The 25,119-nt window shown below is 39.5% G+C and carries 28 protein-coding genes and 1 rRNA gene; 14 read left to right on the top strand and 15 right to left on the bottom strand.

What is annotated here, in order from left to right; translation table 11 throughout:
• Nucleotides 1-30: 30 nt before the first annotated feature.
• The 4 genes from AS4_RS02670 to AS4_RS02650 all read right to left on the bottom strand — a co-directional run bounded on the left by AS4_RS02670 (nucleotide 31) and on the right by AS4_RS02650 (nucleotide 5,010).
• Nucleotides 31-1,569, bottom strand: a 16S ribosomal RNA gene (locus AS4_RS02670).
• A gap of 471 nt (nucleotides 1,570-2,040) precedes the next feature.
• Complete coding sequence (locus AS4_RS02660; RefSeq protein WP_096732937.1) at nucleotides 2,041-3,126, bottom strand: DUF6670 family protein; 1,086 nt, start codon at nucleotides 3,124-3,126, stop codon at nucleotides 2,041-2,043.
• Nucleotides 3,127-3,160: 34 nt separating this feature from the next.
• Nucleotides 3,161-3,988: a CDP-diacylglycerol--serine O-phosphatidyltransferase gene (pssA, locus tag AS4_RS02655; RefSeq protein WP_004717950.1), complete on the bottom strand. Its 828-nt coding sequence runs from the start codon at nucleotides 3,986-3,988 to the stop codon at nucleotides 3,161-3,163.
• Between the two features lie 164 nt (nucleotides 3,989-4,152).
• Nucleotides 4,153-5,010, bottom strand: a complete 858-nt coding sequence (locus AS4_RS02650) for a 23S rRNA (adenine(2030)-N(6))-methyltransferase RlmJ (protein WP_004717951.1) — start codon at nucleotides 5,008-5,010, stop codon at nucleotides 4,153-4,155.
• A gap of 116 nt (nucleotides 5,011-5,126) precedes the next feature.
• On the opposite strand from AS4_RS02650, the gene AS4_RS02645 reads away from it, so the two are divergent.
• Together AS4_RS02645 and AS4_RS02640 are read left to right on the top strand one after the other, a co-directional pair.
• Nucleotides 5,127-5,729, top strand: coding sequence for a 2OG-Fe(II) oxygenase (locus AS4_RS02645; protein ID WP_004717953.1), 603 nt, complete (start codon nucleotides 5,127-5,129; stop codon nucleotides 5,727-5,729).
• A 104-nt stretch (nucleotides 5,730-5,833) separates the two neighbouring features.
• On the top strand, nucleotides 5,834-6,361 hold the full coding sequence (locus tag AS4_RS02640; protein ID WP_004818848.1) for a hypothetical protein: 528 nt from the start codon (nucleotides 5,834-5,836) through the stop codon (nucleotides 6,359-6,361).
• Between the two features lie 129 nt (nucleotides 6,362-6,490).
• Here the strand turns inward: AS4_RS02640 and AS4_RS02635 are convergent, their stop codons facing one another.
• The 4 genes from AS4_RS02635 to AS4_RS02620 all read right to left on the bottom strand — a co-directional run bounded on the left by AS4_RS02635 (nucleotide 6,491) and on the right by AS4_RS02620 (nucleotide 10,807).
• Nucleotides 6,491-6,745 carry a DUF2789 family protein gene (locus AS4_RS02635; protein WP_004818847.1) on the bottom strand — a complete coding sequence of 85 codons (255 nt, stop codon included), beginning with the start codon at nucleotides 6,743-6,745 and terminating at the stop codon, nucleotides 6,491-6,493.
• A 233-nt stretch (nucleotides 6,746-6,978) separates the two neighbouring features.
• Nucleotides 6,979-7,965 carry a malate dehydrogenase gene (locus AS4_RS02630; RefSeq protein WP_004717959.1) on the bottom strand — a complete coding sequence of 329 codons (987 nt, stop codon included), beginning with the start codon at nucleotides 7,963-7,965 and terminating at the stop codon, nucleotides 6,979-6,981.
• 170 nt (nucleotides 7,966-8,135) lie between these two features.
• Entirely contained in the window at nucleotides 8,136-8,795 is a 660-nt protein-coding gene (locus tag AS4_RS02625; RefSeq protein ID WP_004717962.1) for a ribonuclease T2 family protein, read from the bottom strand.
• Between the two features lie 38 nt (nucleotides 8,796-8,833).
• Nucleotides 8,834-10,807 (bottom strand): lytic transglycosylase domain-containing protein, encoded by a 1,974-nt coding sequence (locus AS4_RS02620; protein ID WP_034611701.1) that lies wholly within the window; start codon nucleotides 10,805-10,807, stop codon nucleotides 8,834-8,836.
• Nucleotides 10,808-11,096: 289 nt separating this feature from the next.
• Between AS4_RS02620 and miaB the strand changes: the two genes are divergently transcribed.
• The 3 genes from miaB to ybeY are packed head-to-tail and all read left to right on the top strand — an operon-like array spanning nucleotide 11,097 to nucleotide 14,193.
• Nucleotides 11,097-12,551 (top strand): tRNA (N6-isopentenyl adenosine(37)-C2)-methylthiotransferase MiaB, encoded by a 1,455-nt coding sequence (miaB, locus tag AS4_RS02615; protein WP_004717965.1) that lies wholly within the window; start codon nucleotides 11,097-11,099, stop codon nucleotides 12,549-12,551.
• Between the two features lie 37 nt (nucleotides 12,552-12,588).
• Complete coding sequence (locus AS4_RS02610) at nucleotides 12,589-13,698, top strand: PhoH family protein (protein ID WP_004717967.1); 1,110 nt, start codon at nucleotides 12,589-12,591, stop codon at nucleotides 13,696-13,698.
• A gap of 9 nt (nucleotides 13,699-13,707) precedes the next feature.
• Complete coding sequence (gene ybeY / locus AS4_RS02605) at nucleotides 13,708-14,193, top strand: rRNA maturation RNase YbeY (protein WP_004818840.1); 486 nt, start codon at nucleotides 13,708-13,710, stop codon at nucleotides 14,191-14,193.
• A gap of 121 nt (nucleotides 14,194-14,314) precedes the next feature.
• Here ybeY and AS4_RS02600 read toward each other — a convergent pair whose 3' ends face one another.
• Nucleotides 14,315-15,166, bottom strand: coding sequence for a PHP domain-containing protein (locus tag AS4_RS02600; protein WP_004717971.1), 852 nt, complete (start codon nucleotides 15,164-15,166; stop codon nucleotides 14,315-14,317).
• Nucleotides 15,167-15,210: 44 nt separating this feature from the next.
• On the opposite strand from AS4_RS02600, the gene AS4_RS02595 reads away from it, so the two are divergent.
• The 4 genes from AS4_RS02595 (at nucleotide 15,211) to mnmC (ending at nucleotide 18,708) form a co-directional block, all read left to right on the top strand.
• Nucleotides 15,211-15,825 (top strand): inner membrane-spanning protein YciB, encoded by a 615-nt coding sequence (locus AS4_RS02595; RefSeq protein ID WP_004717972.1) that lies wholly within the window; start codon nucleotides 15,211-15,213, stop codon nucleotides 15,823-15,825.
• Between the two features lie 26 nt (nucleotides 15,826-15,851).
• Complete coding sequence (locus AS4_RS02590; RefSeq protein WP_004717974.1) at nucleotides 15,852-16,154, top strand: YciI family protein; 303 nt, start codon at nucleotides 15,852-15,854, stop codon at nucleotides 16,152-16,154.
• Nucleotides 16,155-16,158: 4 nt separating this feature from the next.
• Nucleotides 16,159-16,680, top strand: coding sequence for a hypothetical protein (locus tag AS4_RS02585; protein ID WP_004717976.1), 522 nt, complete (start codon nucleotides 16,159-16,161; stop codon nucleotides 16,678-16,680).
• A gap of 99 nt (nucleotides 16,681-16,779) precedes the next feature.
• Nucleotides 16,780-18,708 carry an FAD-dependent 5-carboxymethylaminomethyl-2-thiouridine(34) oxidoreductase MnmC gene (gene mnmC, locus AS4_RS02580; protein WP_096732935.1) on the top strand — a complete coding sequence of 643 codons (1,929 nt, stop codon included), beginning with the start codon at nucleotides 16,780-16,782 and terminating at the stop codon, nucleotides 18,706-18,708.
• A gap of 49 nt (nucleotides 18,709-18,757) precedes the next feature.
• On the opposite strand, the gene AS4_RS02575 is transcribed toward mnmC, so the two are convergent.
• Nucleotides 18,758-19,072: a rhodanese-like domain-containing protein gene (locus AS4_RS02575; protein WP_004717980.1), complete on the bottom strand. Its 315-nt coding sequence runs from the start codon at nucleotides 19,070-19,072 to the stop codon at nucleotides 18,758-18,760.
• A gap of 91 nt (nucleotides 19,073-19,163) precedes the next feature.
• Here AS4_RS02575 and AS4_RS02570 point away from each other — a divergent pair, with 91 nt between their 5' ends.
• The 3 genes from AS4_RS02570 (at nucleotide 19,164) to AS4_RS02560 (ending at nucleotide 20,877) form a co-directional block, all read left to right on the top strand.
• A complete protein-coding gene (locus AS4_RS02570) occupies nucleotides 19,164-19,652 on the top strand; it encodes a YajQ family cyclic di-GMP-binding protein (RefSeq protein WP_004717983.1) in 489 nt (162 codons plus the stop codon).
• Nucleotides 19,653-19,680: 28 nt separating this feature from the next.
• Nucleotides 19,681-20,184 carry a DUF4442 domain-containing protein gene (locus tag AS4_RS02565; RefSeq protein ID WP_004717985.1) on the top strand — a complete coding sequence of 168 codons (504 nt, stop codon included), beginning with the start codon at nucleotides 19,681-19,683 and terminating at the stop codon, nucleotides 20,182-20,184.
• A gap of 171 nt (nucleotides 20,185-20,355) precedes the next feature.
• Entirely contained in the window at nucleotides 20,356-20,877 is a 522-nt protein-coding gene (locus tag AS4_RS02560) for a nuclear transport factor 2 family protein (protein WP_096732933.1), read from the top strand.
• A gap of 81 nt (nucleotides 20,878-20,958) precedes the next feature.
• Here AS4_RS02560 and AS4_RS02555 read toward each other — a convergent pair whose 3' ends face one another.
• The 3 genes from AS4_RS02555 to AS4_RS02545 form a co-directional block, all read right to left on the bottom strand.
• The gene (locus AS4_RS02555) at nucleotides 20,959-21,327 is read right to left on the bottom strand and encodes an acyl-CoA thioesterase (RefSeq protein WP_154130156.1); all 369 of its coding nucleotides are present in this window, start codon (nucleotides 21,325-21,327) and stop codon (nucleotides 20,959-20,961) included.
• 74 nt (nucleotides 21,328-21,401) lie between these two features.
• A complete protein-coding gene (trxC, locus tag AS4_RS02550; protein WP_056516933.1) occupies nucleotides 21,402-21,833 on the bottom strand; it encodes a thioredoxin TrxC in 432 nt (143 codons plus the stop codon).
• Complete coding sequence (locus AS4_RS02545; RefSeq protein WP_004717989.1) at nucleotides 21,834-22,730, bottom strand: alpha/beta hydrolase; 897 nt, start codon at nucleotides 22,728-22,730, stop codon at nucleotides 21,834-21,836.
• Between the two features lie 126 nt (nucleotides 22,731-22,856).
• Between AS4_RS02545 and AS4_RS02540 the strand changes: the two genes are divergently transcribed.
• Entirely contained in the window at nucleotides 22,857-23,195 is a 339-nt protein-coding gene (locus AS4_RS02540; protein WP_096732931.1) for a TIGR01244 family sulfur transferase, read from the top strand.
• Between the two features lie 254 nt (nucleotides 23,196-23,449).
• Nucleotides 23,450-23,971 (top strand): peptide-methionine (S)-S-oxide reductase MsrA, encoded by a 522-nt coding sequence (msrA, locus tag AS4_RS02535; RefSeq protein ID WP_096732929.1) that lies wholly within the window; start codon nucleotides 23,450-23,452, stop codon nucleotides 23,969-23,971.
• A 114-nt stretch (nucleotides 23,972-24,085) separates the two neighbouring features.
• On the opposite strand, the gene AS4_RS02530 is transcribed toward msrA, so the two are convergent.
• Both AS4_RS02530 and AS4_RS02525 read right to left on the bottom strand, forming a co-directional pair.
• On the bottom strand, nucleotides 24,086-24,490 hold the full coding sequence (locus tag AS4_RS02530) for an ExbD/TolR family protein (RefSeq protein WP_004717995.1): 405 nt from the start codon (nucleotides 24,488-24,490) through the stop codon (nucleotides 24,086-24,088).
• Nucleotides 24,490-25,113 carry a MotA/TolQ/ExbB proton channel family protein gene (locus AS4_RS02525; protein ID WP_004818829.1) on the bottom strand — a complete coding sequence of 208 codons (624 nt, stop codon included), beginning with the start codon at nucleotides 25,111-25,113 and terminating at the stop codon, nucleotides 24,490-24,492. Before AS4_RS02525 ends, AS4_RS02530 begins: the two co-directional genes overlap by 1 nt.
• Nucleotides 25,114-25,119: the final 6 nt, after the last annotated feature.

The raw sequence follows: 25,119 nt of genomic DNA, 5'->3' as shown, positions 1-25,119 counted from the left end.
GTGGATTCTTACCAATCGTCAATCTTTCGTTAAGGAGGTGATCCAGCCGCAGGTTCCCCTACGGCTACCTTGTTACGACTTCACCCCAGTCATCGGCCACACCGTGGTAAGCGTCCTCCTTACGGTTAGACTACCTACTTCTGGTGCAACAAACTCCCATGGTGTGACGGGCGGTGTGTACAAGGCCCGGGAACGTATTCACCGCGGCATTCTGATCCGCGATTACTAGCGATTCCGACTTCATGGAGTCGAGTTGCAGACTCCAATCCGGACTACGATCGGCTTTTTGAGATTAGCATCCTATCGCTAGGTAGCAACCCTTTGTACCGACCATTGTAGCACGTGTGTAGCCCTGGTCGTAAGGGCCATGATGACTTGACGTCGTCCCCGCCTTCCTCCAGTTTGTCACTGGCAGTATCCTTAAAGTTCCCACCCGAAGTGCTGGCAAATAAGGAAAAGGGTTGCGCTCGTTGCGGGACTTAACCCAACATCTCACGACACGAGCTGACGACAGCCATGCAGCACCTGTATGTAAGTTCCCGAAGGCACCAATCCATCTCTGGAAAGTTCTTACTATGTCAAGACCAGGTAAGGTTCTTCGCGTTGCATCGAATTAAACCACATGCTCCACCGCTTGTGCGGGCCCCCGTCAATTCATTTGAGTTTTAGTCTTGCGACCGTACTCCCCAGGCGGTCTACTTATCGCGTTAGCTGCGCCACTAAAGCCTCAAAGGCCCCAACGGCTAGTAGACATCGTTTACGGCATGGACTACCAGGGTATCTAATCCTGTTTGCTCCCCATGCTTTCGTACCTCAGCGTCAGTATTAGGCCAGATGGCTGCCTTCGCCATCGGTATTCCTCCAGATCTCTACGCATTTCACCGCTACACCTGGAATTCTACCATCCTCTCCCATACTCTAGCTTCCCAGTATCGAATGCAATTCCCAAGTTAAGCTCGGGGATTTCACATCCGACTTAAAAAGCCGCCTACGCACGCTTTACGCCCAGTAAATCCGATTAACGCTCGCACCCTCTGTATTACCGCGGCTGCTGGCACAGAGTTAGCCGGTGCTTATTCTGCGAGTAACGTCCACTCATCTTGGGTATTAACCAAGAGAGCCTCCTCCTCGCTTAAAGTGCTTTACAACCATAAGGCCTTCTTCACACACGCGGCATGGCTGGATCAGGGTTCCCCCCATTGTCCAATATTCCCCACTGCTGCCTCCCGTAGGAGTCTGGGCCGTGTCTCAGTCCCAGTGTGGCGGATCATCCTCTCAGACCCGCTACAGATCGTCGCCTTGGTAGGCCTTTACCCCACCAACTAGCTAATCCGACTTAGGCTCATCTATTAACGCAAGGTCACAAGTGATCCCCTGCTTTCCCCCGTAGGGCGTATGCGGTATTAGCATCCCTTTCGAGATGTTGTCCCCCATTAATAGGCAGATTCCTAAGTATTACTCACCCGTCCGCCGCTAGGTCAGTTACCGAAGCAACCTTCCCCGCTCGACTTGCATGTGTTAAGCCTGCCGCCAGCGTTCAATCTGAGCCATGATCAAACTCTTCAGTTAAAAATCATTAGTGACTTAAGGTCACAATTCTGGCTCATCAATGTACTGACAAATTCTCTCAAATAAACTTCGAGTAATTTAAACCAATCAATCAATGATAATATTTCGATCAATCAATCAGTAAAAATCCACACAAGTTGTTCTTCATATTCTCTTAATGATCTTCTCAATGCTTCGTCAGCATCAAGCTAGGTCGGCTATACTACTCTCTATCTCTAAAAAGTCAATCAATAATGTTAATTATTTTTTCTAACAAACCCAACTCTAACCTCATCTTAAAATCTCAATTCGAAATCTTAACAACTTAATCAAGTGCCTGATTTATCAGAAGTTTTATTTAACATCACCGCCGATGGATGTGCATTCTACAGCATTCCCTAACCAACACAACCCCTTTTTTTAATTATTTTTCATTTTATCTATCACTTGCTTATTTATTCTTCTAAATTGGCCTTATTTCCGTTTTTTGGTCTATTTTTTAAGCATAATCAGCACAGGACTGCTCGATTTATTTGATAATTTATTGTCTTTATCTATTTCCTGCCATTTTAAAGGGCGACAATCTATATATTCACAGTAACCACCCTCACCTTGATAATATTCATCATTGAGATGTAGCTGATAAACAAAACTTCCAACATAACCTGCAGCTAAGCCAAATTTATAATCACCACGGCTTTGTGCTTGAATATCAATTTTGGTATTTTCATCTTGATATTGCCATTCAAACTCGCGTGGTAAATACATCTCCTGATGATTTACTGTTGTGACTTTAGGGAACACCCGATGAATATTGAAACAGACCTGTCGATCAAGCATTTTTGTTTCATTGTTTTGAATATCTCGAATATAGATACGTGAATGTAAAATATTATTCATCTGATCACGACTATGCATAAAAATAATCTGTAGATCATCATTCACTTGAATCAATTGATATGTATACAGCGCATAAGGCAGATAAGGAAAATTCACTGTTTTCATATATTCAAAAACAGCATTTTGTTCAATTTCGTAATTTTGATCTTTGTATTGAATTGTCCCTTTACAATGCGCAACCAAAGACCAGTGCTGTGCAAATCCAAATTTCAAATGAATAAAATGAGAAATTAAAGGCATTGTTGTAATGCTTAAATTCATACTCAATTCGTCATCTTGTCTTTGAATAGTAAAATCAGGAATTTTTCCAAACACTTTTTCTTTTTGACCAAATGTATAGGTCACATTGCTATTTTCATCAATGTGAAATTGGCATTCATGCTGAATTGAGTATGAGTTTAATTGTCCCACCATATGGGGACTGGAGCTGACCAGTAAGGTTGCTGTATCTAAAGCAGTTGTTGAGATTTCATTGTTATTGCAAAAAACAGGACTATTGGGCTGCCCAATCAAACTAAAAAAATTGAGGTAATGCAACGGCGAAGGTAAATTGGAAAGCACTAATTTTTGATGAATAATTTTATATCTGTCTTGTGGGGGATGACAGCAAAGTTCTATAGGCTTTTGAGCTTGATTCAGCTGTTTAGACTGATCTAAGAAATCTTGAAACAACCGCATATCAAGCCCCCTTACCTTTTTATCTTTTTACATTTTATTCAACAGTATTCTTTCTCGCTAAGAATGTTGTCACAAAACCAGAAATCGCATAGATAATCGAAATGACTAAAATCCCTACAGGAATATTATAAGTGATTGCTGCAAGGATAAAAACTGCTATAGGCAATACAAAGAATGGAACACGTTTACGGTCTACTGTTTTAAAAGAATAATATTTGATATTTGAAATCATCAACAAACCTACTGCAATGATAACAAATGCATTGGTCGCTTGAATCGCAACATCTTTTAAATCAAAAATATAGGTAAAATCTTGTCCAACCCATACCCATGCAATAATAATAATTGCTGCCAATGGGCTTGCCACACCGATGAAATAACGCTTATCGACCACACCAATTTGTACATTAAAGCGGGCTAAACGAAATGCAGCACATGCGGTATAAACAAAACAAGCAGCCAAGCCAATCCGCCCGAGATCATGCAAACTCCAGCTATACATCAAAATTGCTGGCGCAACACCAAATGCCAAGAGATCTGAAAGAGAATCGAATTGTTCACCAAAAGCACTTTGTGCACCAATTGCACGAGCAACACGACCATCTAAACCATCAAATAGTGCTGCAAGGAATATCGCATAAACGGCTTGAGTGAAGTCACCATTCATACTGGCAATGATCGAGTAAAAGCCAGATAACAACGCAGATGTTGTAATCAGGTTAGGCCACAAATAGATTCCGCGACGTTTGACCTTCTGCCCTTCATGGGTATGCTCTTCTTCTTCCACTTCAAAAGTAATGCCATCAAATCCATGGTCTTGATTAGAAGAGTTTGGGCTTTCTGGTTTATTTATATTTGTCATTTTTTGAATCCTATCTATGGCTCTTATAGAGCTGTTGATATCTCACTTAAATATTTTATCACATTCATTTTTAAGTGAAATTGATGTGAATTACTCAATGTATTTCGTCTTAATTTGTAATTCACACCATCGTTCATGTTTCTGTTGATATCCAATCGAATGGATTATTCACCCACTAACCAGCGAACAGCAGCATGTCCACCATTTTCACTCATACGTAAATGTGGGAACAACCATTGCAATGCCTCATCAGCATCGTTAGAGAATTTCCAAGGTGGGTTAATCACCAATAAACCACAACCATTCAACCCGACTGGTGTGTCATCTGGCCAAACACAAACTTCACAGACCAACTGACGGCGAATCCCTGTTTTCATCATTTTCTTTTCAAAACGATCAATCATGGCACGGTCTTTAATTGGATACCAAATGGCAAATACGCCTGTTGGCCATTTTTTATGTGCAGTGGCAATCAACTCGACCAATTGCGGGAAGTCTTTACGTTCTAATTCATAAGGTGGGTCGATCATCACCAAACCACGTTTTTCTTTTGGAGGAATAACCCCCAAAAGACCTTCATAAGCATCACGCTCATGTAAACCCGCACGTTTATCGCGAATATTAAAATACAATTGTTGAAACACATCACGCTGCATTTCAAAAATAGTCGCTTTATCAATATCACGCATGCCTTCAAGTGCAAACCATGGTGAACCTGGATAAGCGCCTTTACCTGAACCTGCACGCATATCTTCAACAATTTTAAGATATTGTTTTACACCTTCAGGCGCATTACGTTTAATCGACTCATCCAGCTTAACCAGACGATGAATACCGGTTAAGAATTCACCTGATTTTTGTGCTTCAGAAGTAGATAAATCGTATTTACCTGCACCACCATGTGTATCTATATAGCGATATGGTTTGTCTTTAGTATTTAGACGTGTCAAAAGTTGCAGCAATAACACATGTTTCATGACATCGGCAAAGTTGCCTGCATGGAAATGGTGACGGTAATTCATGTTTCGATTAATTCCTGAGTTCAATAATCATTTTAACACGAAAAAATATTTCTTCACTGTCCATCGTTTGTTCTAATATAACAACATATCTTTATTGCACTATTTTTTGGTAATTTATGGAAGCGCTGCTACTCCCAAAGTCATGGAATGTTGATCAAATTCTTGATGATTTAGATCAACATGGATTTACCATTATTGATCATGCTTACTCCGCTGAATACGGACTTCAACTGGTTGCAGAATGTACTTCAAATTTAAATCGCTTTCGTGAAGCAGCAATTCAAAATGGTGTGATCAGCAATATTCGCAGCGACCATATCTTGTGGATCAATGAAGAGCTTACGATCGCACAACAACATATTGATGCACTCAAACAGCTCTCGCAAATTTTAAACTACTCATTTTATTTAGGTATTCAGGATGTAGAAGCACATTTTGCCTGCTATAACGCAGGTGAATTCTATGCACTTCATCGCGATAATCCGCAAGGTAAAAATGGCCGTATGATTTCTACTGTGTATTATCTACACCAAGAATGGCAGGATGACTGGGGTGGAAAGTTACACTTACAGGATAAAAATAATGTTTGGCATACAATAGATCCCCAGCCTAATCGTATTGCCATGTTCCAAAGTGATTTATTACATGAAGTGCTAGAAGCCAAACATCAGCGATTATCAATTACCGCATGGCTAAGAAGCGACAATACTGTGTTGTAATATACTCAGTTTTCAAATTTGCAACGCTGTATATCTATAGGGCAAGCTTTAAATTATTGAAATAGACCTCATAATACTCTTCATAAATTCAGAGGATTCAGCACATGTTTGATAATACAAAACAAATCATCTCGCGCATTGGGGAAACAGATCAATTGTATTTGTCAGGCAATACACCTGAACTTGCACTTGAACGTGGGGACTTACGCTTACAGCTGGTCACTCAAAGTCATTCAAAGCAGGAACAAATCCATTTCTTGCAAGAAGCCATTGTTTTACTTGAAACTGCGCGATTTGAATATGAAGAAATGCCAATGTCAGTCTACATTCAGCTTTCTTTGCATTTGGCCAAAGCCTATATGATTTACTTTGAATTGACCAAAGAATCACGTTATGCCTTGATTACGCAGCAGATTTTAAAACCATTGGCACAACATCATCATGCTGATATTTACTTTATGTTGGCTTATGCCTCAGTCAGTAAAAATGAATTTGCATTGACTCGTCACTGGCTGAGTAAATATATCAAGACAACTGATTTTGATTTAACCTTACTGCAACAACACACTGCATTTAGACCTGTTCGCAATGAAGCTTGGTTTAGTCAAATGATTCAGTCTAAATTACATTGATCAGTGCTATGCCCATTCAAAATGACTCAATTTGTTATTCGTTTTGATCAATACTAATTTGATCGATACAAAATAGAAAAGATGGCCATAACGGCCATCTTTTTTGTTGCTCTGGGGGAAACTAAATCATTAGGCTGTTAGCTTATACGCATCTAGATGTAATTGTTGGTTTAACTCGTCAATCCAAATTGCCCAATCATCATCTTGTATCAAGTGACTAATTAATAAGTCACGTTGAGATTTATTCCAAAACGGCGCTTCATGTAATGAAAGATTTGCTGGCAATTGATGAGTGCGTACATATAGCTCAATTGCTGCGGGACTATTTGCCAAACCAAGTTGAGAAAATAGTAATTCTAAGGATGGTGTGTTCGTCCTGAGCATATTGCCTCCTTATATAAATTTATTTGTCATCTTTTATTCAATTAACTTATAAGAAAATAATTTTAAAAGATAGTCTAGATTTTAATTTTCTTGTTTCAATTTGTGATTAAAAAACAAACAAATGTTGGCTTAATATAAATTATCGATTCTCAAGATGTTTGATTTGAAGCATAAAAAAAGCACTCAAAATAGAGTGCTTTTTCAAAATTAATCTTTAAAAGATTAATTTTTAATTATTTAAGCATATCAGCAATAGCTGCGCGCTCTTCTTCAAGTTCTTGAAGAGTTTTGTCCATACGTTCACGGCTGAATGCATCAATTTCTAAACCTTCAACACGGGTGTATTCGCCATTTTCACAAATTACAGGAACACCGTACATCACACCTTCAGGAATTCCATAAGAACCGTCAGAAGGAATACCCATTGTTACCCATTCGCCATTGGTGCCAAGTGCCCAATCACGCATATGATCGATCGCAGCATTTGCAGCAGAAGCAGCAGAAGAAAGACCACGCGCTTCGATGATTGCAGCACCACGTTTACCAACAGTTGGAAGGAATACGTTTGCGTTCCAATCAGCATCGTTGATTTTGTCTTTTAAGCTTACGCCATTTGCAGTTGCAAAACGGTAATCCGCATACATTGTTGGAGAGTGGTTACCCCAAACTGTAAGGTTTTTGATATCCGCTACAGCAACACCCGCTTTTTGAGCAATTTGAGTCAACGCACGGTTGTGGTCAAGACGTAACATTGCTGTAAAGTTCTTCGCTGGAAGATCTGGAGCAGATTTCATTGCGATATAAGCATTTGTATTTGCAGGGTTACCTACAACAAGTACTTTAACGTCACGGCTCGCAACTTCGTTAAGTGCTTGACCTTGACCAATGAAGATTTCACCGTTCACTTTCAACAAGTCAGCACGTTCCATACCAGGACCGCGTGGACGTGAACCAACCAATAACGCGTAGTCAGCATCTTTAAATGCAACTTTTGGATCATCAGTACCGATCATGCCAGCCAATAATGGGAAAGCACAGTCATCTAATTCCATCATTACGCCTTTAAGCGCAGCTTGAGCTTTCTCAAATGGAACTTCTAACAATTGCAAAATAACGGGTTGGTCTTTACCAAGCATTTCACCGCTAGCGATACGGAATAATAAGCTGTAACCGATTTGACCAGCTGCGCCAGTAACGGCAACGCGAACAGGTTGCTTCATGTAATTATCTCCAATGAGGATCGTTAATGTGATTAAACGGTTAAATCCGTTTTAATCGAATTATCATAAACGGCAAAGATTGTACTCCAATCCTTTAACAGTTGCATGTAAAAGAGAATGCTTTTCAACAAAAGTATGATAGGAAATATAAATAAAATTCCTCAGAAGAACTAATAAGTCCCTTTGATCGAGAATGTATTTGGGCAGTTTGAAACAATGTGATTTGAACATTGTTTATACTGACCATTGACCCGATAACACACTTGAACCTCGGTTAACACTGGGTTTGATGATGAACTTTGACAAGTAAAACGGATACTGTCGTTATTCATTCCCGGGTTTAATCTAACAAATTGAGTTTTTAACGCATTATGTTGCACATTCTTGTTTTCAGAGCTGGTTAAATCTGCAGGAATTTTCAAACGATCTGCTAAATTAATCACAGTTCTAAAATATTGACTCGCATTCATTGGAACACAGCCACCCACGCTACGCCACAATTGAATACGTGCATTTTCCTCAGGCATTACCCGTGCAACCACCTTAGCTTGTAAAGGGGTCAAACTTGCAGATGTATTGGTGGTGCAATTCCGCTCTGTCGTTTCAGGCAACAGACCTGTGATGGTCAATGAATAACCTTCGAGACATTTGCGTTGCTTTTGTTTTGAAGAATCAAGTGCACAGACAGCAGGTGTCAACTGGACTTGCATGACATAGCCTTGTAATTGCGGTGCAGCATGTAACTGCACATTGAGCCCAAACAATCCCGCAAAGCATAAGCTCCATGCTAAGCAAGATTGTTTCAATTTACGCAAAATTTTGAAAATCATTGATTTACCAACAAAGTTTCATCCAAGTCCAAATAGTTTTATTGTGAAACACGGGTTGGAATAACAGGCATACGACTTTCAATCGCTTGAGGCCCTTGTCCCAACAAGATTCCATAATGTGCTGCATTGGTCATCACATTTTTGACATAGTCACGTGTTTCATTCAGAGGAATAGATTCTGTATATTGATCTGCTGAAAGATTTTGATAATCTGGCTGCCAACGTTTCGCGCGATTTGGCCCAGCATTATACCCTGCGGTTGCCAAGACAGGATTACTGCTTAATTGACCATGAATCATCGACAGATAGAAAGTACCATAGCGAATATTGGTATTGGCATCACTGAGTGCAGCAGGATTATAAGTTTCACCCATTTGTTTTGCCACCAACTTTGCAGTGCCTGGCATGATTTGCATCAAACCACCTGCACCAACATGTGAGCGAGCAGCAGTCACAAAACGACTTTCTTGGCGCATTAAACCATAGGCCCAAGCTGGATCAATACCCGCATTACGGCTATGACTCACCACCAACGACTGATGAGGTGTGGCATAACGATAAACATAGTTATGTTTTTTCTCAGTACGTTCTGCCGCATAAATTGCACGATCATACCAGCCCATATCAGTTGCACGTTTTGCCGCAGCAAGCAGCAACCCATCATCATGTTTTAAGTATGCCTGACGTACCGCCCAGTTCCATTCCCTATTGGTATAAGTTGCAGGCGCATTAATATTTCGTAAAGTAAATGCACGACGGAAATGAATATCGCTATTTAAGCGTTGTTGGTCATCAGTTGAAGGCTGTTCTCTGGCAGGGCTATCATTATATTTTTGCCCCAAATGATCTTTGGCAAGCAAATTATGATAATCATCACCCGACATTGCCAATCGTTGATAGATATCTTTGGCGGTTCTTTTAGATTGTGCATCATTGCGTTGTTCTGAAGCACGTGCCAACCAATATTGCCAACGGTCTTCTTGCTTTTGTGTCACGCTCATACTGTCTATTGCACGAATCACACTTTCCCAAGCCCCAAATCGAATGGCTTGTCGTGCATAAACTTCTGCTTCTTCTGCACTGAATGGCGCACCATAGCTTGCATCAAAATTTTGCAGTACTTCACGATTAAAATTATTTTTCATAACGGTCGTTCCGCCGATATAACCGACAGTACGATAAATATATTTTTGCACATCCGCTGGTACACCCTGAACCAACTTTGGTACTGACTGTAAAGCGCTGGTTAAATCCGTATCTGCTGCACGACCCAGTGCATAAACCAAATAAGCATAATCTTCTACATTATTTTTTGGTGCAGACCATAAATAATTTAATGGATTGGCTTGGATTTGGTTCAATTGGGTTAACGATAAATTAACGCCAATCGTTTGTGCGGTAGCGATGGCTAGACCAGACTGCCCTGCTCTCAGTTGTGCATATAATCGTTGTTGGCGATCTTGTGCGGTCATGAGTGGGCTACTAAGCATCATGCGGCCTAAACCATTGCATGATTCAGGTTGAGAGTTGGTTGCCAACCAAACATCTTTAAATTCAGCATAGACCAAAACGTCACCAGTTTTCGCACGAACTTGAGCAACAGCACAACGTTCTGCTTGATCTGGATTAGAGACATATTGCAATACAGGTTGCGCGCTGGCGTAATCTGCTTGTTTAACCTTCTCTTCGACATAATCCGCAGCTAACTTTTCCGCCATCGCCGATTGAGGATAACGTTGCGCAAAGCTAATAATATTTGCAGAAGGTTGAAAAGCGAGATTTGAATTCAGTGACCAATACTCAGGATAATAGCCCAAAGCATCATTTTGCATTGAAGAACGATATTGTTCTAAAGCACTTGGATTATTTGCATTACGTAAAGCATCATTAAACTGCTCTTCAGCAGCATGGGCCACTTGCAGGCTTGTACATGCAACTGTTCCTAAAAGGTAAAGTTTTAATTTATTTTGCTTAAGTTGCTGCTTTAACACCGTTTTTCTCTCAACCTGCATGATGTGCCTTTAACATACTGATGCACTTATTTGTGCCTAGTTTAATTATTCTAATCCATTTCTACTGTTGTGTTATGTAACCTTATGATTCATCATTAATATTGTTCTCTATTTTTTCTTCATAATTTTCATTTTCAATGCCCTACAATCCAATAAATGGCAATAGCCGCTAAATATTTTCCTGAGTTCACTCTAAATGCTATAAAATGGCGCGCCTTTTATGAGTCTGTTAAAATAGCAGGCTTAGTACACATTCAAAATTCCCTTTATTCATAGGAAAGACGCCTCCATGACGGTTCAAACCTTCATTCCCAATGGTGCCAAAGCTGCCTCAGAAAACACTGTAACCCAGCCACAGCACACCCCAGCCGACGGTGCAGTAAAAAAACTGTATATCGAAACGCAAGGGTGTCAGATGAATGAGTATGACAGTCATCGTATGGCAGATCTTTTAGGTGACTCACACGGTTATATTTTAACCAAAGATCCAAGTGACGCAGATATCCTGTTAATGAATACCTGCTCAATTCGAGAAAAAGCCCAAGAAAAAGTATTTTCTGAGTTGGGTCGCTGGCGCAAATTAAAAGAAAAAAATCCTGATCTCGTCATCGGTGTTGGTGGATGTGTTGCTTCTCAAGAAGGCGACAATATTCAAAAACGTGCACCGTATGTCGATATGGTTTTTGGCCCTCAAACCTTGCACCGTTTACCGCAAATGCTAGATCAGCATGTTGAGCAAATTGAAAAGCCGAAGAAAGACAAAATTAAACTCGTAGATATTTCATTCCCTGATATTGAAAAATTCGACTTTTTACCTGAACCGCGTGTTGAAGGTTACAAAGCATTTGTTTCAATCATGGAAGGTTGCTCGAAATACTGTTCTTTCTGTGTGGTTCCCTATACTCGCGGTGAAGAAGTTTCTCGTCCTTTGGATGATGTCTTGGCAGAAATCGCTGGTTTGGCTGAAAAAGGCGTTCGCGAAATCAGCCTTTTAGGACAAAATGTAAACGGCTATCGTGGTGAAACTTTTGAAGGTGAAATTTGTACCTTTGCAGATTTATTACGTTTGGTTGCAGAAATTCCAGGAATCGGTCGTTTACGTTATACAACCTCACATCCGCTCGAATTTAATGAAGATTTGATTCAGTGCTACCGTGACCTACCACAAATGGTTTCACATCTGCATTTACCAGTACAAAGTGGCTCAAATGATGTGTTACAAGCGATGAAGCGTAACCACACCATTGATGTCTATATCGAAAAAATTGCCAAACTGCGTAAAGCTCGTCCAGATATGCATTTATCTTCAGATTTCATCATCGGCTTCCCTGGTGAAACTGATGCACATTTTGAAGAAACCTATCAGTTTATCCAAGATTTAGACTTTGATCATTCTTATAGTTTTGTTTATTCAAAACGTCCTGGTACACCAGCGTCTGAATTACCTGATGACACCTCTGATGCAGTCAAGAAAGAACGTTTAGCCAAAGTTCAACACTGGATTAAGCAATCAAGTATTCGTAAAACCGATGCGATGTTAGGCACCATTCAACGTGTACTGGTTGAAAATGTTTCCAATAAAGATCCAAATTTATTGGTCGGTACAGCTGACAATACACGTTTAGTAACATTTGTAGGTGACGCCTCTTGGGTCGGACGCTTTGCAGAGATTGAGGTTACAGAGATTAAGACCCTAAATTTAGTTTATGGAGAACTCTTGAATCTTGAGCCTGACGTGGCGTAATGTAAGGGTATAGACTTTACTTTAAAAAGGATATCTCTTGACTGCAGCGATTCGACGTACAGTAGCTTTTCCAGGTATTTCAGTTGAACGTTTAAAAAGCATGTTAGGTGCTTATAACGGTCATCTGAAACAAATCGAACAACGTTTAAATGTCAACATTTCTCATCGCAACGATAACTTCTATATCGATGGTGATTTAGAAGCAGTTGAGAGAGCTGAAGGTTTATTGCAGCGTTTGCATGCAGAAGCTGAACTCTCTCAGCAAATCAGTGCTGATACGATTCATTTGATGATTCAAGGCAGCCAAACTGACCGTGAGTTACAAGACGACCTTTCAGACAATGAGCATACCGGTTTAGATGACGTCTGGTTGCAAACGCGTAAAGGCCGAATCAACCCTCGTGGTGCCAATCAAAAACGTTATGTACAACGTATTCTACAAAGCGATATTTCTTTCGGGATCGGCCCTGCAGGTACAGGTAAAACCTATCTTGCAGTCGCTGCTGCGGTAGATATGCTAGAACGTAATGAAATTCAACGTATCCTTTTGGTTCGCCCTGCTGTTGAAGCTGGGGAAAAACTCGGTTTCTTGCCGGGTGATTTAAGCCAAAAGATCGACCCATATCTACGCCCGCTATATGATGCGTTATATGAAATGCTTGGTTTTGAAAAAGTTGCAAAACTGATTGAGCGCCAAGTGATTGAAGTTGCACCGCTTGCTTATATGCGTGGTCGTACATTAAATCATTCCTTTGTAATTCTCGATGAGGCACAAAACACCACCCCTGAACAGATGAAGATGTTTTTGACCCGTTTAGGTTTTGGTTCTCGTGCAGTGATCACTGGGGATATTACACAGGTCGATTTACCACGCGGGCAACAATCGGGTCTTGCTCACGCATTGCGTATTATCGAAAAGATCAAAGAAATTCACATCACTCGCTTCCATTCCCGTGATGTCGTTCGTCACCAGCTGGTACAAAAAATTGTAGAGGCTTATGAAGGATGGGACAGTGAACAATACCGTTTAAGTGCTGAAGCACGTGCAGAACGTAAAGCACGTCAAGAAGCCTTAATTTCTGAAAATGATTCTGCCGCAGATGCTCAACATGAAGAACATACTGCTGCAAATCAGGAAAATGTTTAAGGACTGTTTTTGAAACTTAGCTTATCGTTACAACAAGCGTTTGAAGCACCAGAATTGGTGCTCAAACGTGTCTATGTAAAAAAAGTCATTGAAACAACACTACGTCATATTGATGTAGACCAAGATTGTGAAATCGGAATTGCGTGTGTTGATGAAGATGAAAGTCACAAATTAAATTTTGAATATCGTGAAAAAGACAAACCCACCAATGTATTGTCTTTTCCAAGTGAGATTCCAGAAGAAGTTTTACCCATGCTCGATGCATTACCCATCGGTGATTTAGTCATTTGCATCCCCGTGGTTTTACAAGAGTCGATTGAACAACAAAAAACACCGATTGAGCATTTCACTCATATGCTGGTTCATGGCACCTTACATTTAATGGGTTATGATCATGAAACTTCTGATGATGATGCTGAAGAAATGGAAGCACTCGAAATTGAAATCTTGAAAAAACTAGGCTTTGAAAACCCTTATACTGTTAAAGAAAGTTGATTTTATAATCAACCCCAAATCCCTCTGCTCTAGAGGGATTTTTTGTTTCATTTAAATGAGATGCCTTTCAAAAACAGATCTCATTCAAAATCTAAGTATTTGAATACATCATCACGGTGTATTATCGGAAACTCTCCCAAATCCCTACTTGCCCTTCTTTGACGCGTGGAATATTGCCTAATTTAATCCAAGGCATATTATCACCATGAAAATCACTCCCCACAGAGACTTTTAAACCATATTCAGCAATCATTCGATCAACCATTTGTCGTGTTGAAGCGGGTTCCATTGCGGGTGGAAGCTCAACAGCATCACCACCATATTGTGCAAAGATTTCAATTAAATAACGGGTATTTGTTGCTGATAGATCATAACGTGTTGGGTGTGCCAATACTGCAAAACCTTGACTTTCATGAATCACCTGAATGGTTTCTGCCAAACCTAAACCATCAAATTTTACATAGGCTTTTTTACCTTCCTTAATGTATTTATCAAATGCCTGCTGTGCGCGCTGAACAAAACCCTTTTCTACAAGCGTCTTGGCAATATGCGTCCGAGTAATCCGATCAGGTTCACCATCCACCTTTGCCACAACTTCTGCATAAATATCCTGATGAATCAAAGGAATTAGCAGATCACAGATTTGCTTGGCTCGCTCAGCACGAATTTTCTTCTGTTGCGTTAAAAGCTGTTGTAATGGTTCAGGATTTTGCATATTGAGCGCAACAATATGCACACCATAACTTTTTTTAGTCTCAGGTCTGGACCATTGACTAGAGATTTCTACACCTGAAATGATTTGAATTGGTTGATTTTTTGCAAATTGTTCAGCTTGTATTAAGCCATCCATGCTATCGTGGTCCGTCAATGCAAGTGTATGTATGCTTTTCTCGATGGCAGCTTGAACCAATAACTCTGGCGTCAGAGTCCCATCAGAAATATTACTGTGAGTATGTAAATCTATGCCTTGCATCTTTTATACTATCCCATCAACCTGAACAGACTAGATACTTTAACATGAAAGCACTTTTAGACTTTGTGCCCCTCATAATTTTCTTTTATTTATACAAAACGGTTGATCCTAAAAACACCGATCATCCATTATTACAATTGATCGGCTCAGCAGGTGGTGTAAATAACAACAACATTCTTGTTGCAACTACAGGTCTGATTATTTCAATGCTTGTGGTCTATGGTGCATTATTCATTTTCCAAAAATTCCGTCTGGATAAACAACAATGGTTTGTTTTGTTCATGACCGTCATTTTTGGCGGAATCACCTTAATGTTGAGTGATGACTTCTATATTCGCCTGAAAGCTGCAATTTTGAATTTAGCCTTTGCTGGCGCGTTCTTACTCTCTCCCTATTTTGGTAAAGAAAAGAAGCCACTCATTCAAAGATTATTTGGTCCTGTTTTAAACCTGACTGAAAAAGGCTGGAAAAATCTAAACTTTGCATGGGCTGCAATGTTCATTGTCATGTCTTGTTTACATATTTTCTTCGCATTTTTATTTGCAGGTGGAAAATATTGGGGTGAATTTACAGCATTTGGTGACATGATCGTCATGTTTTCCTTTATTATTATCCAGTTTGTTATATTACGAAAACACTTTAAATCTACCGATGAATAAAGTGTTTTAGAAAATCGAGAAATATCATGCCATTATTTGTAATTACGTGTACAGATCAAGCAGGTACAGTAGAAAAACGTCTTGCTGTACGCCCACAACATTTAGCTCGACTCGAGAAGTTAGATGCTGAAGGCCGTGTCATAGTGGCTGGCGCGATGCCGATTGATCGTGAAAATCCACAAGCAGGTTTTTATGGCAGTACTTTAATTCTCGATTTTGACAGCCGTGAAGCTTTGGATGAATGGTTAAAAGACGAACCTTTCTTAAAAGAAGGGATTTACAGTCATATTGATGTTAAACCATTCAATAAAGCATTGCCTAAGGGATAACATAATGCGCGTTGTCGTCCAAAGCTTACTTAGCTTGACTTTAAGTTCTTTTGTACTTTTATCACCTGTTGTATCGGCTGAGCCTACTCAATCTTCAGCGACTCAAGCAACGACGGCAGCGCCTACTCAGGCGGCCCAACCTGTTGCACCGCCAAAACCGAGTATTATTCCTGCTGTAGCAGGTGCAAATTCCAGCACCCAAACACAGGCGCAAGCACAAGAAAATAAACCGTTAACGGCTGAACAAATTAGCAAAGAAAAAGCGTCTCAAGATGCCAAAGCTAAAGCTTTGGTTAAAGACCAAGCAACACGTTTACAGCAACTTGAAAAGGCCAATTTAGAAGCCCTTTCACAGAACCAAGAATTACAACTCAAAAATGACAATCTGGGTGTACAAGTTCAAGTTCTACAAAGTGAACAAAGTGCGCAAATGTTTTTATATGGTGCTGCAACCATTGCTGTTGGTGTTTTACTTGGCTTTTTAATCGCAAGTTATATCTATACCAAACGTCGTCGTCAGTGGTAAGCCCACTGCTTTGACTTTGCACTTAGAAAGTTTCACGCTATAACCTGATACTGCGAAATGTCAGGTTTTTTCATTTTAATTATCAAAAGGTAATCTGCTTTGTCAAATGCCATTCAAACTGCCGATTTAGACTGGCAATGTATTGATGGAATTGAAGTTCCAATTTCCAAACAATTTGGTGATGTCTATTTTTCTAAAGACAACGGGTTACTTGAAACCCGACACGTATTTTTGAATGGTAATGATCTTTCAACACGACTTGCAGATTTAGATGATTTTGAATACTTCTGTGTTGGTGAAACTGGCTTTGGTACAGGATTAAATATTTTGGCATTGTGGCAACTTTGGCACAATGTTCGTCCAGATAATCATAGCCACTTACATGTGATCAGTGTAGAGAAGTTCCCCTTGTCTAAACAGGATTTAACCCGTGCGTTAAAGGTCTGGACTGAACTTCAACAATTTTCTGATCAGTTGATTCAACACTATCCATTGCCCATCGCTGGTTGTCACCGTTTAAGCTTTCCAGAAGCGCGTTTTTCAATTGATCTCTGGTTAGGTGATGCTCATGATGTATTTCCAACGATGGTTAAAGCCCAACAAGTTAACGCATGGTTTTTAGATGGATTTGCACCCTCTTGTAATCCCGACATGTGGGAAGACAAAGTTTTAAACAATATTGTCAGACTATCAGATTTTGGAACAACTTTTGCCTCATTTAGCGTGGCAGGTGTGCTTAAACGGGGTCTAAAACAGCATGGAATCACTATTTCACGTCCGCGTGGTTTTGGTCATAAACGTGAAATGCTAAAAGCCATTTGGAATGCACCTGAACAAGCTGTCGAAGAAAATCAATCACAGTCAATGGACCTTGCAGCGCAAAACATTCAAAAAAAAATATGGAAAACTCAAAATAATTTAAATCAACGCCACATTGCCATCATTGGCGCTGGAATTGCAGGTTTAAGTTGCGCATGGGGATTTGCCCAAAGAGGACATCAAGTTACGATTTACGACCAATCAGCGCCTTTAGCAGGTGCTTCTGGTAACCCTCTGGCCTTATTAAATCCGAAATTATGCCCCATCGAGCAAAGTTCGGAACATTTAATGACCTTGGCTTGGCAACATGCCCTACAGCACTATCCAAAATTTCAGGCTTTTCGTCCTATTGCTGTTCAACAATTAGCACAAAAAAATGCTGAACATTTACTGGATTTAGCAGCGCAATATCCTCAAGATTTACTCAAAACTCAAACAGCCGATGATTTAGAGCTACAAACTACACTTGAGAGTTTACAGCTCACTCAAGCGGGTTCAATCTATCCCCAGCAACTCAAAGACCAAATCATTGAACATCCGCTGATTCAATTTAAACATGCTCACATTCATAGTATTGTTCAATCGAATCATCATCAATTAACCCTACAAGATAGCCAGCACACCGATCTTGGTGATTTTAATCATGTGATTGTCTGTTGTGCCAAGGAAAGCCATGCTTTTTTTGAGCAGTTCCCGATACTCAAACCGATCCGTGGACAAGTCAGTTGGCTCAACAATGCTAAACACCGATTAGATCCGCAATATGCCTACAGTTATGGTGGCTACTGCATGCAGCTTGATGAGCAGCATTTGATTTTAGGTGCTTCTTTTTATCCCAATCGTGATGACACTGAAGTTTTGCTTGAAGACCATGTGCATAACTATGAACTTATCCACAGTGTGTTTCCACAATACGCAGAATCACTCCGCAAAGTGGATGAATGGCACGGACGTGCTTCAGTACGAGCCCAAAGTCTGGACTATTTTCCATTACTGGGAAAAGTTGAAGCTGAGAAAGAGATTTATACATTTTCTGGGCTTGGCTCTAAAGGTTTTTTATTTGCGCCCTTGTGTAGTGAAATCTTGGTGGCTTTGGTCCTTAATCAAGCTTGCCCGATTCCTCAAAATTTATTGCAAAAATTAAATCCAAACCGCTTTCAAAAGAAAGTAAAAGCCAAAAAACCTTATTTTAAACCGATTCAATCATGATTGTTTTTTATTGATTATGTGTAATAAAAAAGCGCCTTTCGGCGCTTTTTTATGAACCCTGTTCTAATGGGAGACCTGCATCACGTGCTGCACGTGTTCCCCCCATAAGTACAACGTAATCACGAGAATCATCTAAACTCTCTAATTTTTCAGCAGCTCGAGGCGCTTTACTTCCACCACCACATAAAATGTAAATGGACTGATCCGAATTCACTTGAGTCAAGCTCTCAGCACTTAAACCATCTATAGGCTGATTTACAGCCCCTTTTACATGGCCTTCGGCAAAGGCTTTTGCATCACGAACATCCCAGATAACTGCATTTTCTGGGAACTCAAATGTTGTAATTTCTAATTTACGGATCATTGTGCACTCCTTTGATGTAAACAACACTTGGCAAATGAAGAAAACATCCCTAGCATCTCAGATATTCTTTCCATTTGTAAAGGTCTAAACTATGCCATCTTTCGATATTGTTTCAGAATTAGAGATTTTTGAAGTAAATCATGCTGTTCAAAACACACAAAAAGAAATTGCGACACGCTTTGACTTCCGTGGTCAGGACGTTTCAATCGAAATTAATGAAAAAGCCAAAGAAATTAAAATTTCAACTGAAAGTGATTTCCAGTGTGAACAAGTCTATAGCATGCTTGAAAATCATTTCTTTAAACGTAAAATCGATATTCAAGCCCTTGATCCACAAAAAATGACGGCTTCAGGTAAAAATATTGTGCAAGTGATCAAGCTTAAAGATGGACTTGACTCAGATACCGCAAAAAAAATTAATAAAGCCATTAAAGAAAGTGGTGTCAAAGTGCAATCTTCTATCCAAGGTGACAAGATACGTGTAACTGATAAAAAGCGCGATACATTACAGCAAGTTATGGCATTTTTAAAAGAACAACAATTCGGTGTACCTTTACAATTTAATAACTTCAAAGACTAAGGTCTTTAGCAACACTATAGGTTAAGACATGACTCAGACCAACCGTTTATCTAAACTTGTGAAAGCGACTTCTAAATTCCCTAAAGGCATTCGTAGTACGCTCTGGAGTAAGGCGTTTGGTCGAGTTGTGCCTATGGTGGGCACAGCCAATATTAAGTACCTAGAAGTCAGTCATTCAAAAGTTGTGGTGGAAATTAAAAACCACCGTGCTATGCAAAACCATATTGGACAATTACACGCTGTTGCAATGGCGCTGATTGCTGAAACAGCAACAGGCTTTGTCACAGGTATGAATGTTCCTGATAGTTCAATTGTATTGATCAAAAGCATGCATATTGAATATAAACGACCATCTAAAGGTGATATGACAGCAACAGCGACATTGAGCAAAGAACAAATTTTAGAAATGCAAAGCTCTGAAAAAGGTGAAACGCTGGTTCCAGTCACCATTATGGATGAGTCTGGAAAAGAGCCTGTAGAATGCCAAATGGTGTGGGCTTGGGTGTCAAAAGAACGCCTAAAAAAGAAATAAATACAAATCTACAAATGTAAATAAAACTTACTGTTTAGTAAGTATAAAATTTACCAAAGTACAAATAATGAGTGACGATTATTCACTATATTCATGCTTACTTACTCATCAAGATGGTGTTATTTCCACCACCATCTTGAACTATTAAGACTTGAACGATAGAGGATAATCATGCGATCAGCTACATCAAGAAAAATTATTACACTCAGCCTCATTCTAAGCCCTATTTTGTTTCTCACTGCATGTACCCAAAATCCAAGTCACGTTGCTACTGCTGCAACGGGCAACACATTAGCAGCGAATTCAACCACCCAACAAGCGCAACAAAATAAAGCCATTGTGACTGATTTTTATGAAGGTGTATTTCAAAAGCATCAAGTTAAAGCATATGCAGATCGTTATATTGGTGACCAATATATTCAACACAATCCGCGTGTTCCAGATGGTAAAGCGCCCTTTGTAAATCACTTTACCCAGTATTTCCAAAAAAATCCTGAAGCAAAAAGTGTAATCAAACGTGCTGTCACAGAAGGAAATTTAGTATTTTTACACGTTCATTCAGCTCAAAATCCACAAGATCGCGGTGTTGCAATTGTCGATATCTTTAGAGTCGAAAATGGAAAAATTGTTGAACACTGGGATGTACAACAAGCTGTTCCAGAATCAAGCGCCAACAGCAATACCATGTTTTAACACAATATTTAAATCAAATGATCTAAGCACCTATTCCATAAAAAAATCCCAAACAATGTTGGGATTTTTTATCTTGAGCATTTAAGCACTTTGCGAAGCTAAATACTTCTGCTTTACATCTTCAGGAATTTGGCGTTTATTTCCCGCAACATCTACAGCAACAAAAGTAAATACACCTGCGGTGACACGTTTGGCAGCACGAGAACTGTCATGACTATCCCAAACTTCGATCTGCATTTGAATCGATGTATTACCGACCTTTAAAAGCTTGGTATAACAACTAATCACATCCCCCACTTTTACGGGAACAAGAAAAGTCATCTGATTAATCGAAATCGTTGCACAACGCCCTTTACTAAAGCGTTCTGCATGAATTGCACCAGCCAAATCCATTTGTGAAACAATCCAACCACCAAAAACATCACCACTCCAGTTTGTATCTGCTGGCATTGCGATGGTTTGTAAAGACAGTGTACCTTCAGGTTTTACATGAGAATCTGACACAATAACTCCGAGCCCGTGAATTACTTATGGGCATTCAATTGTTGATCTAACCATTCTTGTAATTGGTTAGCACGTAACGCACCACTTATTCTAGCAACTTCCGTGGTTTTATTCATTAAAACCAAGGTTGGAATACTGCGAATATTAAATGCACTACTTAACCGTGGATTCGCTTCAGTATCAATTTTAGCAAAAACCACATGGGGGTTATTTTTTGCAACTTCAGCAAAATGCGGTGCCATCATTTTACAAGGACCACACCACTCTGCCCATAAATCAATCATAATTGGCAAATCACTATGGCTGACAAAGTTACTGAAATTTTGTTCATTTAACTCAATAGGAGCAAGTGCAATCAAATTTTGATGACATTGACCACAAGTGGGTTGAGCATTTAATTTATCTTCGGGAACTCGGTTTTTTGCGCCACATGATGGACATACAATAATCATCTAGCTCACTCCAATATGTTGATGTAAAAACTCTAATTGGGTCAAAATTGATTTTTCCAACCATTTCCCATGATAAATATCAAAATGCGCCATATCCCATTCATGATATTGCACAAAAGGTGCAATATTTGTCGCCGTTTCTCGGCTAGATTCAATCGGGATAAAACTGTCTTTTTTAGCTGCTATAAATAGCACAGGAATATTAATACTTCTGACGGTCTGAATTGGTCTAAAACGGATTAAATTAAAAAATACCCGTGCTGGAACTTCACCACTCCAAAAGTAGTCGGGATTTACAATCGACATATAGCCGTTATAACTATCTTTGGTCGGAATAAAGCATAAATCAAAGGGGTGTACCACAGGTAAGGTTCGTGGAAGCATGCCAACTTTTGCCCCCATATAATCTTGACTGGATATTTTTAATGCTTTGGGTAATTGTTGAATTGGAAACAATTTTGCAGTTTCTGCCCCATCCACATAAGGCACTTGCACCATAATGGCTTGGACACTTTTTAGCTCACTCGCAAGACTAAGTACATAGCCACCACTCAAAGAGGTCCCCCAAAGCACTATTTTTTTTGGATTAATTTTCTTTTGTGTTGCGACATAACTGACCACGGTTTTCCAATCATCCAACTGATTTTGCAATGAAATCAGTTCACGAGGAAAACCTGTACTTCCTCCCCAAAAACGATAATCAAACAGCACAACCGCATAGCCTGCCTGTGCAATTTTTTGCGCATAGCTCACCAACTTAAATTGTCTTAAACATGCAAATCCATGAGCCATAATAATAACAGCAGGTTTTTTTAGATTTTTAGGTCGATAAAAATCTGCCGCTATGACTTCTTGTCCAATGGGGATATATAGTGGTTCAACTGTATATGCGTACATACACACTCCATTGCGTTATCTTTTATAGATATTTCTTTTATAAATCTTTTATCGTTCAAACTCAGTTCTGAGCTTAATGCTATTATATATAGCATATTGGATTTTAAATCATATAGGAGTGACGAAATGAGTGAAAATGTTGGTTTTGCTGGTCAAATTGGTCCAGAACATATTGCTCAAGTGGCAGAAAAAGGCTTTAAGTCTGTAATCAATAATCGTCCTGATTTGGAAGGCGGAACTGAACAGCCAACAAGTGCTCAAATTGAAGAAGCTGCACGTGCTGCAGGTTTGGACTATGTATTTCTACCTGTCGTTGCTGGTCAAATCACAGAAGTTGATGTCAGAAGCTTTGCCAACCGCTTTAACGAGCTTCCAAAACCAGTACTCATGTTTTGTCGTACAGGCAATCGTTCAAATAACCTCTATCAGATTGCAAAACAAATGGATTTATTAGACGACGAATAAATTCTAATAAATATAAAAGGCATTCTATTGAATGTCTTTTGATTCGACTTAAATAGAAAAGCTTAAGTTTTTAACAGCAATTTGAGTCGATTGTGCTTTTAAAATTTTGCAACAATTTAAACAGATCTGTTTAGTGAATCAAACAGGTATTGTACCTATGCTTAAATGGTTATATGACAAACTAAGTAAGTTCACGATATGATCTTTGGCATCGTTTCGTCATTTCCATAATTTAAAAATAAAGGGATCTTCACATGCAACAGGCTCTATTTGGTGGTGGCTGCTTTTGGTGTACCGAAGCCGTATTTTTACAACTCAAAGGTGTCAATCACGTTGTCAGTGGTTATGCTGGCGGGCATACTCCCAATCCAACTTATGAAGCAATTTGTAATGGGGATACCAATCATGCTGAAGTGATTTTGATTGAATTTAATGAACAGCAAATCAATTATCAACAATTACTCACGGTTTTTTTTGCAATTCATGATCCAACTACATTAAATCGCCAAGGCAATGATATTGGAACACAATATCGTTCGGTGATTTATTACTTCAATGAACAGCAAAAACTTGAATCTGAGCAATTTATTGGGCAGCTCAAAGCAGATGGCTTAAATATTGTGACTGAACTCAGTCCAGCACCCACCTTCCATCCTGCCGAAGAATATCATCAGAACTTCTTTGCCCGTAATCCTGCACAAGGTTATTGTAATTTTGCCATTCCGCCAAAATTACTCAAACTCCATAGCCAATTTCAAGATCTTTTAAAAGACTAAGATCACTGAAAATACTTCACGTTATAAAAGAAAACAGAAGTGATCAAATAACCAAAATATCAACATAAAAAAACCTCCTTAAAGGAGGTTTTAAAATATTTGTAGTTATTTAAATTAATTATCACTCATAAAGGCAAGATCATTTAATCCTGCTTCACTTGCACGAGACATCACTTGTGCAACGGTATCATAGCGAGATTCTTTATCCGCTCTCAACTGTACAGCTGGTTTTACTGGCTTTTGACCTTCTTCATCAAATCGTTTAGCCAATTCATCTAAAGTGATGACTTTATCATTCCAAGCCACATCACCATTCTGATTGATACTGATGGTAATTGCTTCAGGTGGAGGCGCAATCACTTCAGCAGTGGTCTTTGGTAAAGTTAATGGTATCGATGGGTTAGCAACGGTGGCTGTCACCAAGAAGATGATCATCAATACCAACATAATATCGATCAGCGGAATGAGGTTCATCTCATTCATGCCAGAATCGTTGTCTTCTCCCAATTGAAAAGCCATTAAGCTTGACCTCCAACTAAACCTTTATTAGTAGATTCAGATTCAACTTTTTGCGTTGAAGAATCTTGTTGTAACATCGTATCAATTAACAAACCATGTGCTTGATCTTGCAACTCATTTGACAATGTACGGTTAAAACGCACGCAAATGTTATATGCCAATACCGCTGGAATCGCAACAGCAAGACCTAGACCTGTCATGATCAGTGCCTCACCAACTGGCGTTGCAACTTGAGCTAAACCTGCTTGACCACTTTTACCTACAGCAACAAGCGCATGGAAGATTCCCCATACCGTACCAAATAAACCAACAAATGGTGCAAGTGAAGCAATCGTTCCTAAAACTGAAACACCTTTTTCAGCGTTGGCTTTTTCTGCTGAGATTTGACGTAATAGCGCTTGTTCTGCAACCGCTTTACGTTGATCGAAGCTTAATGGCGCAAGCTTGGCTTTTAATGCTTTTAAAGCCTGAGCAAGGTGATCCTGAGCAACTTGCTTGAGTTGACGCGTTCCTAGAATACGCAAAATGAACACAGTCCACGTTGCAATAGACATTGCCAATAACACGAAATACAGTGTCTTACTGACCGCATCAGCATGTTGCCAATAAACTGAAAAGTTCATATGCAC

It is taken from the genome of Acinetobacter guillouiae, from assembly GCF_002370525.2.
In the GTDB taxonomy this organism is placed as follows: Bacteria; Pseudomonadota; Gammaproteobacteria; order Pseudomonadales; family Moraxellaceae; genus Acinetobacter; species Acinetobacter guillouiae.
This window is presented reverse-complemented; position numbering and strand designations above follow the sequence as displayed.

Bases quoted from the DNA above. Each gene is read 5' to 3' on its own strand.
- AS4_RS02660 (WP_096732937.1), bottom strand. From the start codon at position 3,126: ATGCGGTTGTTTCAAGATTTCTTAGATCAGTCTAAACAGCTGAATCAA.
- pssA (WP_004717950.1), bottom strand. From the start codon at position 3,988: ATGACAAATATAAATAAACCAGAAAGCCCAAACTCTTCTAATCAAGAC.
- AS4_RS02650 (WP_004717951.1), bottom strand. From the start codon at position 5,010: ATGAATTACCGTCACCATTTCCATGCAGGCAACTTTGCCGATGTCATG.
- AS4_RS02645 (WP_004717953.1), top strand. From the start codon at position 5,127: ATGGAAGCGCTGCTACTCCCAAAGTCATGGAATGTTGATCAAATTCTT.
- AS4_RS02640 (WP_004818848.1), top strand. From the start codon at position 5,834: ATGTTTGATAATACAAAACAAATCATCTCGCGCATTGGGGAAACAGAT.
- AS4_RS02635 (WP_004818847.1), bottom strand. From the start codon at position 6,745: ATGCTCAGGACGAACACACCATCCTTAGAATTACTATTTTCTCAACTT.
- AS4_RS02630 (WP_004717959.1), bottom strand. From the start codon at position 7,965: ATGAAGCAACCTGTTCGCGTTGCCGTTACTGGCGCAGCTGGTCAAATC.
- AS4_RS02625 (WP_004717962.1), bottom strand. From the start codon at position 8,795: ATGATTTTCAAAATTTTGCGTAAATTGAAACAATCTTGCTTAGCATGG.
- AS4_RS02620 (WP_034611701.1), bottom strand. From the start codon at position 10,807: ATGCAGGTTGAGAGAAAAACGGTGTTAAAGCAGCAACTTAAGCAAAAT.
- miaB (WP_004717965.1), top strand. From the start codon at position 11,097: ATGACGGTTCAAACCTTCATTCCCAATGGTGCCAAAGCTGCCTCAGAA.
- AS4_RS02600 (WP_004717971.1), bottom strand. From the start codon at position 15,166: ATGCAAGGCATAGATTTACATACTCACAGTAATATTTCTGATGGGACT.
- AS4_RS02595 (WP_004717972.1), top strand. From the start codon at position 15,211: ATGAAAGCACTTTTAGACTTTGTGCCCCTCATAATTTTCTTTTATTTA.
- AS4_RS02590 (WP_004717974.1), top strand. From the start codon at position 15,852: ATGCCATTATTTGTAATTACGTGTACAGATCAAGCAGGTACAGTAGAA.
- AS4_RS02585 (WP_004717976.1), top strand. From the start codon at position 16,159: ATGCGCGTTGTCGTCCAAAGCTTACTTAGCTTGACTTTAAGTTCTTTT.
- AS4_RS02575 (WP_004717980.1), bottom strand. From the start codon at position 19,072: ATGATCCGTAAATTAGAAATTACAACATTTGAGTTCCCAGAAAATGCA.
- AS4_RS02570 (WP_004717983.1), top strand. From the start codon at position 19,164: ATGCCATCTTTCGATATTGTTTCAGAATTAGAGATTTTTGAAGTAAAT.
- AS4_RS02565 (WP_004717985.1), top strand. From the start codon at position 19,681: ATGACTCAGACCAACCGTTTATCTAAACTTGTGAAAGCGACTTCTAAA.
- AS4_RS02560 (WP_096732933.1), top strand. From the start codon at position 20,356: ATGCGATCAGCTACATCAAGAAAAATTATTACACTCAGCCTCATTCTA.
- AS4_RS02555 (WP_154130156.1), bottom strand. From the start codon at position 21,327: ATGCCAGCAGATACAAACTGGAGTGGTGATGTTTTTGGTGGTTGGATT.
- trxC (WP_056516933.1), bottom strand. From the start codon at position 21,833: ATGATTATTGTATGTCCATCATGTGGCGCAAAAAACCGAGTTCCCGAA.
- AS4_RS02545 (WP_004717989.1), bottom strand. From the start codon at position 22,730: ATGTACGCATATACAGTTGAACCACTATATATCCCCATTGGACAAGAA.
- AS4_RS02540 (WP_096732931.1), top strand. From the start codon at position 22,857: ATGAGTGAAAATGTTGGTTTTGCTGGTCAAATTGGTCCAGAACATATT.
- msrA (WP_096732929.1), top strand. From the start codon at position 23,450: ATGCAACAGGCTCTATTTGGTGGTGGCTGCTTTTGGTGTACCGAAGCC.
- AS4_RS02530 (WP_004717995.1), bottom strand. From the start codon at position 24,490: ATGGCTTTTCAATTGGGAGAAGACAACGATTCTGGCATGAATGAGATG.
- AS4_RS02525 (WP_004818829.1), bottom strand. From the start codon at position 25,113: ATGAACTTTTCAGTTTATTGGCAACATGCTGATGCGGTCAGTAAGACA.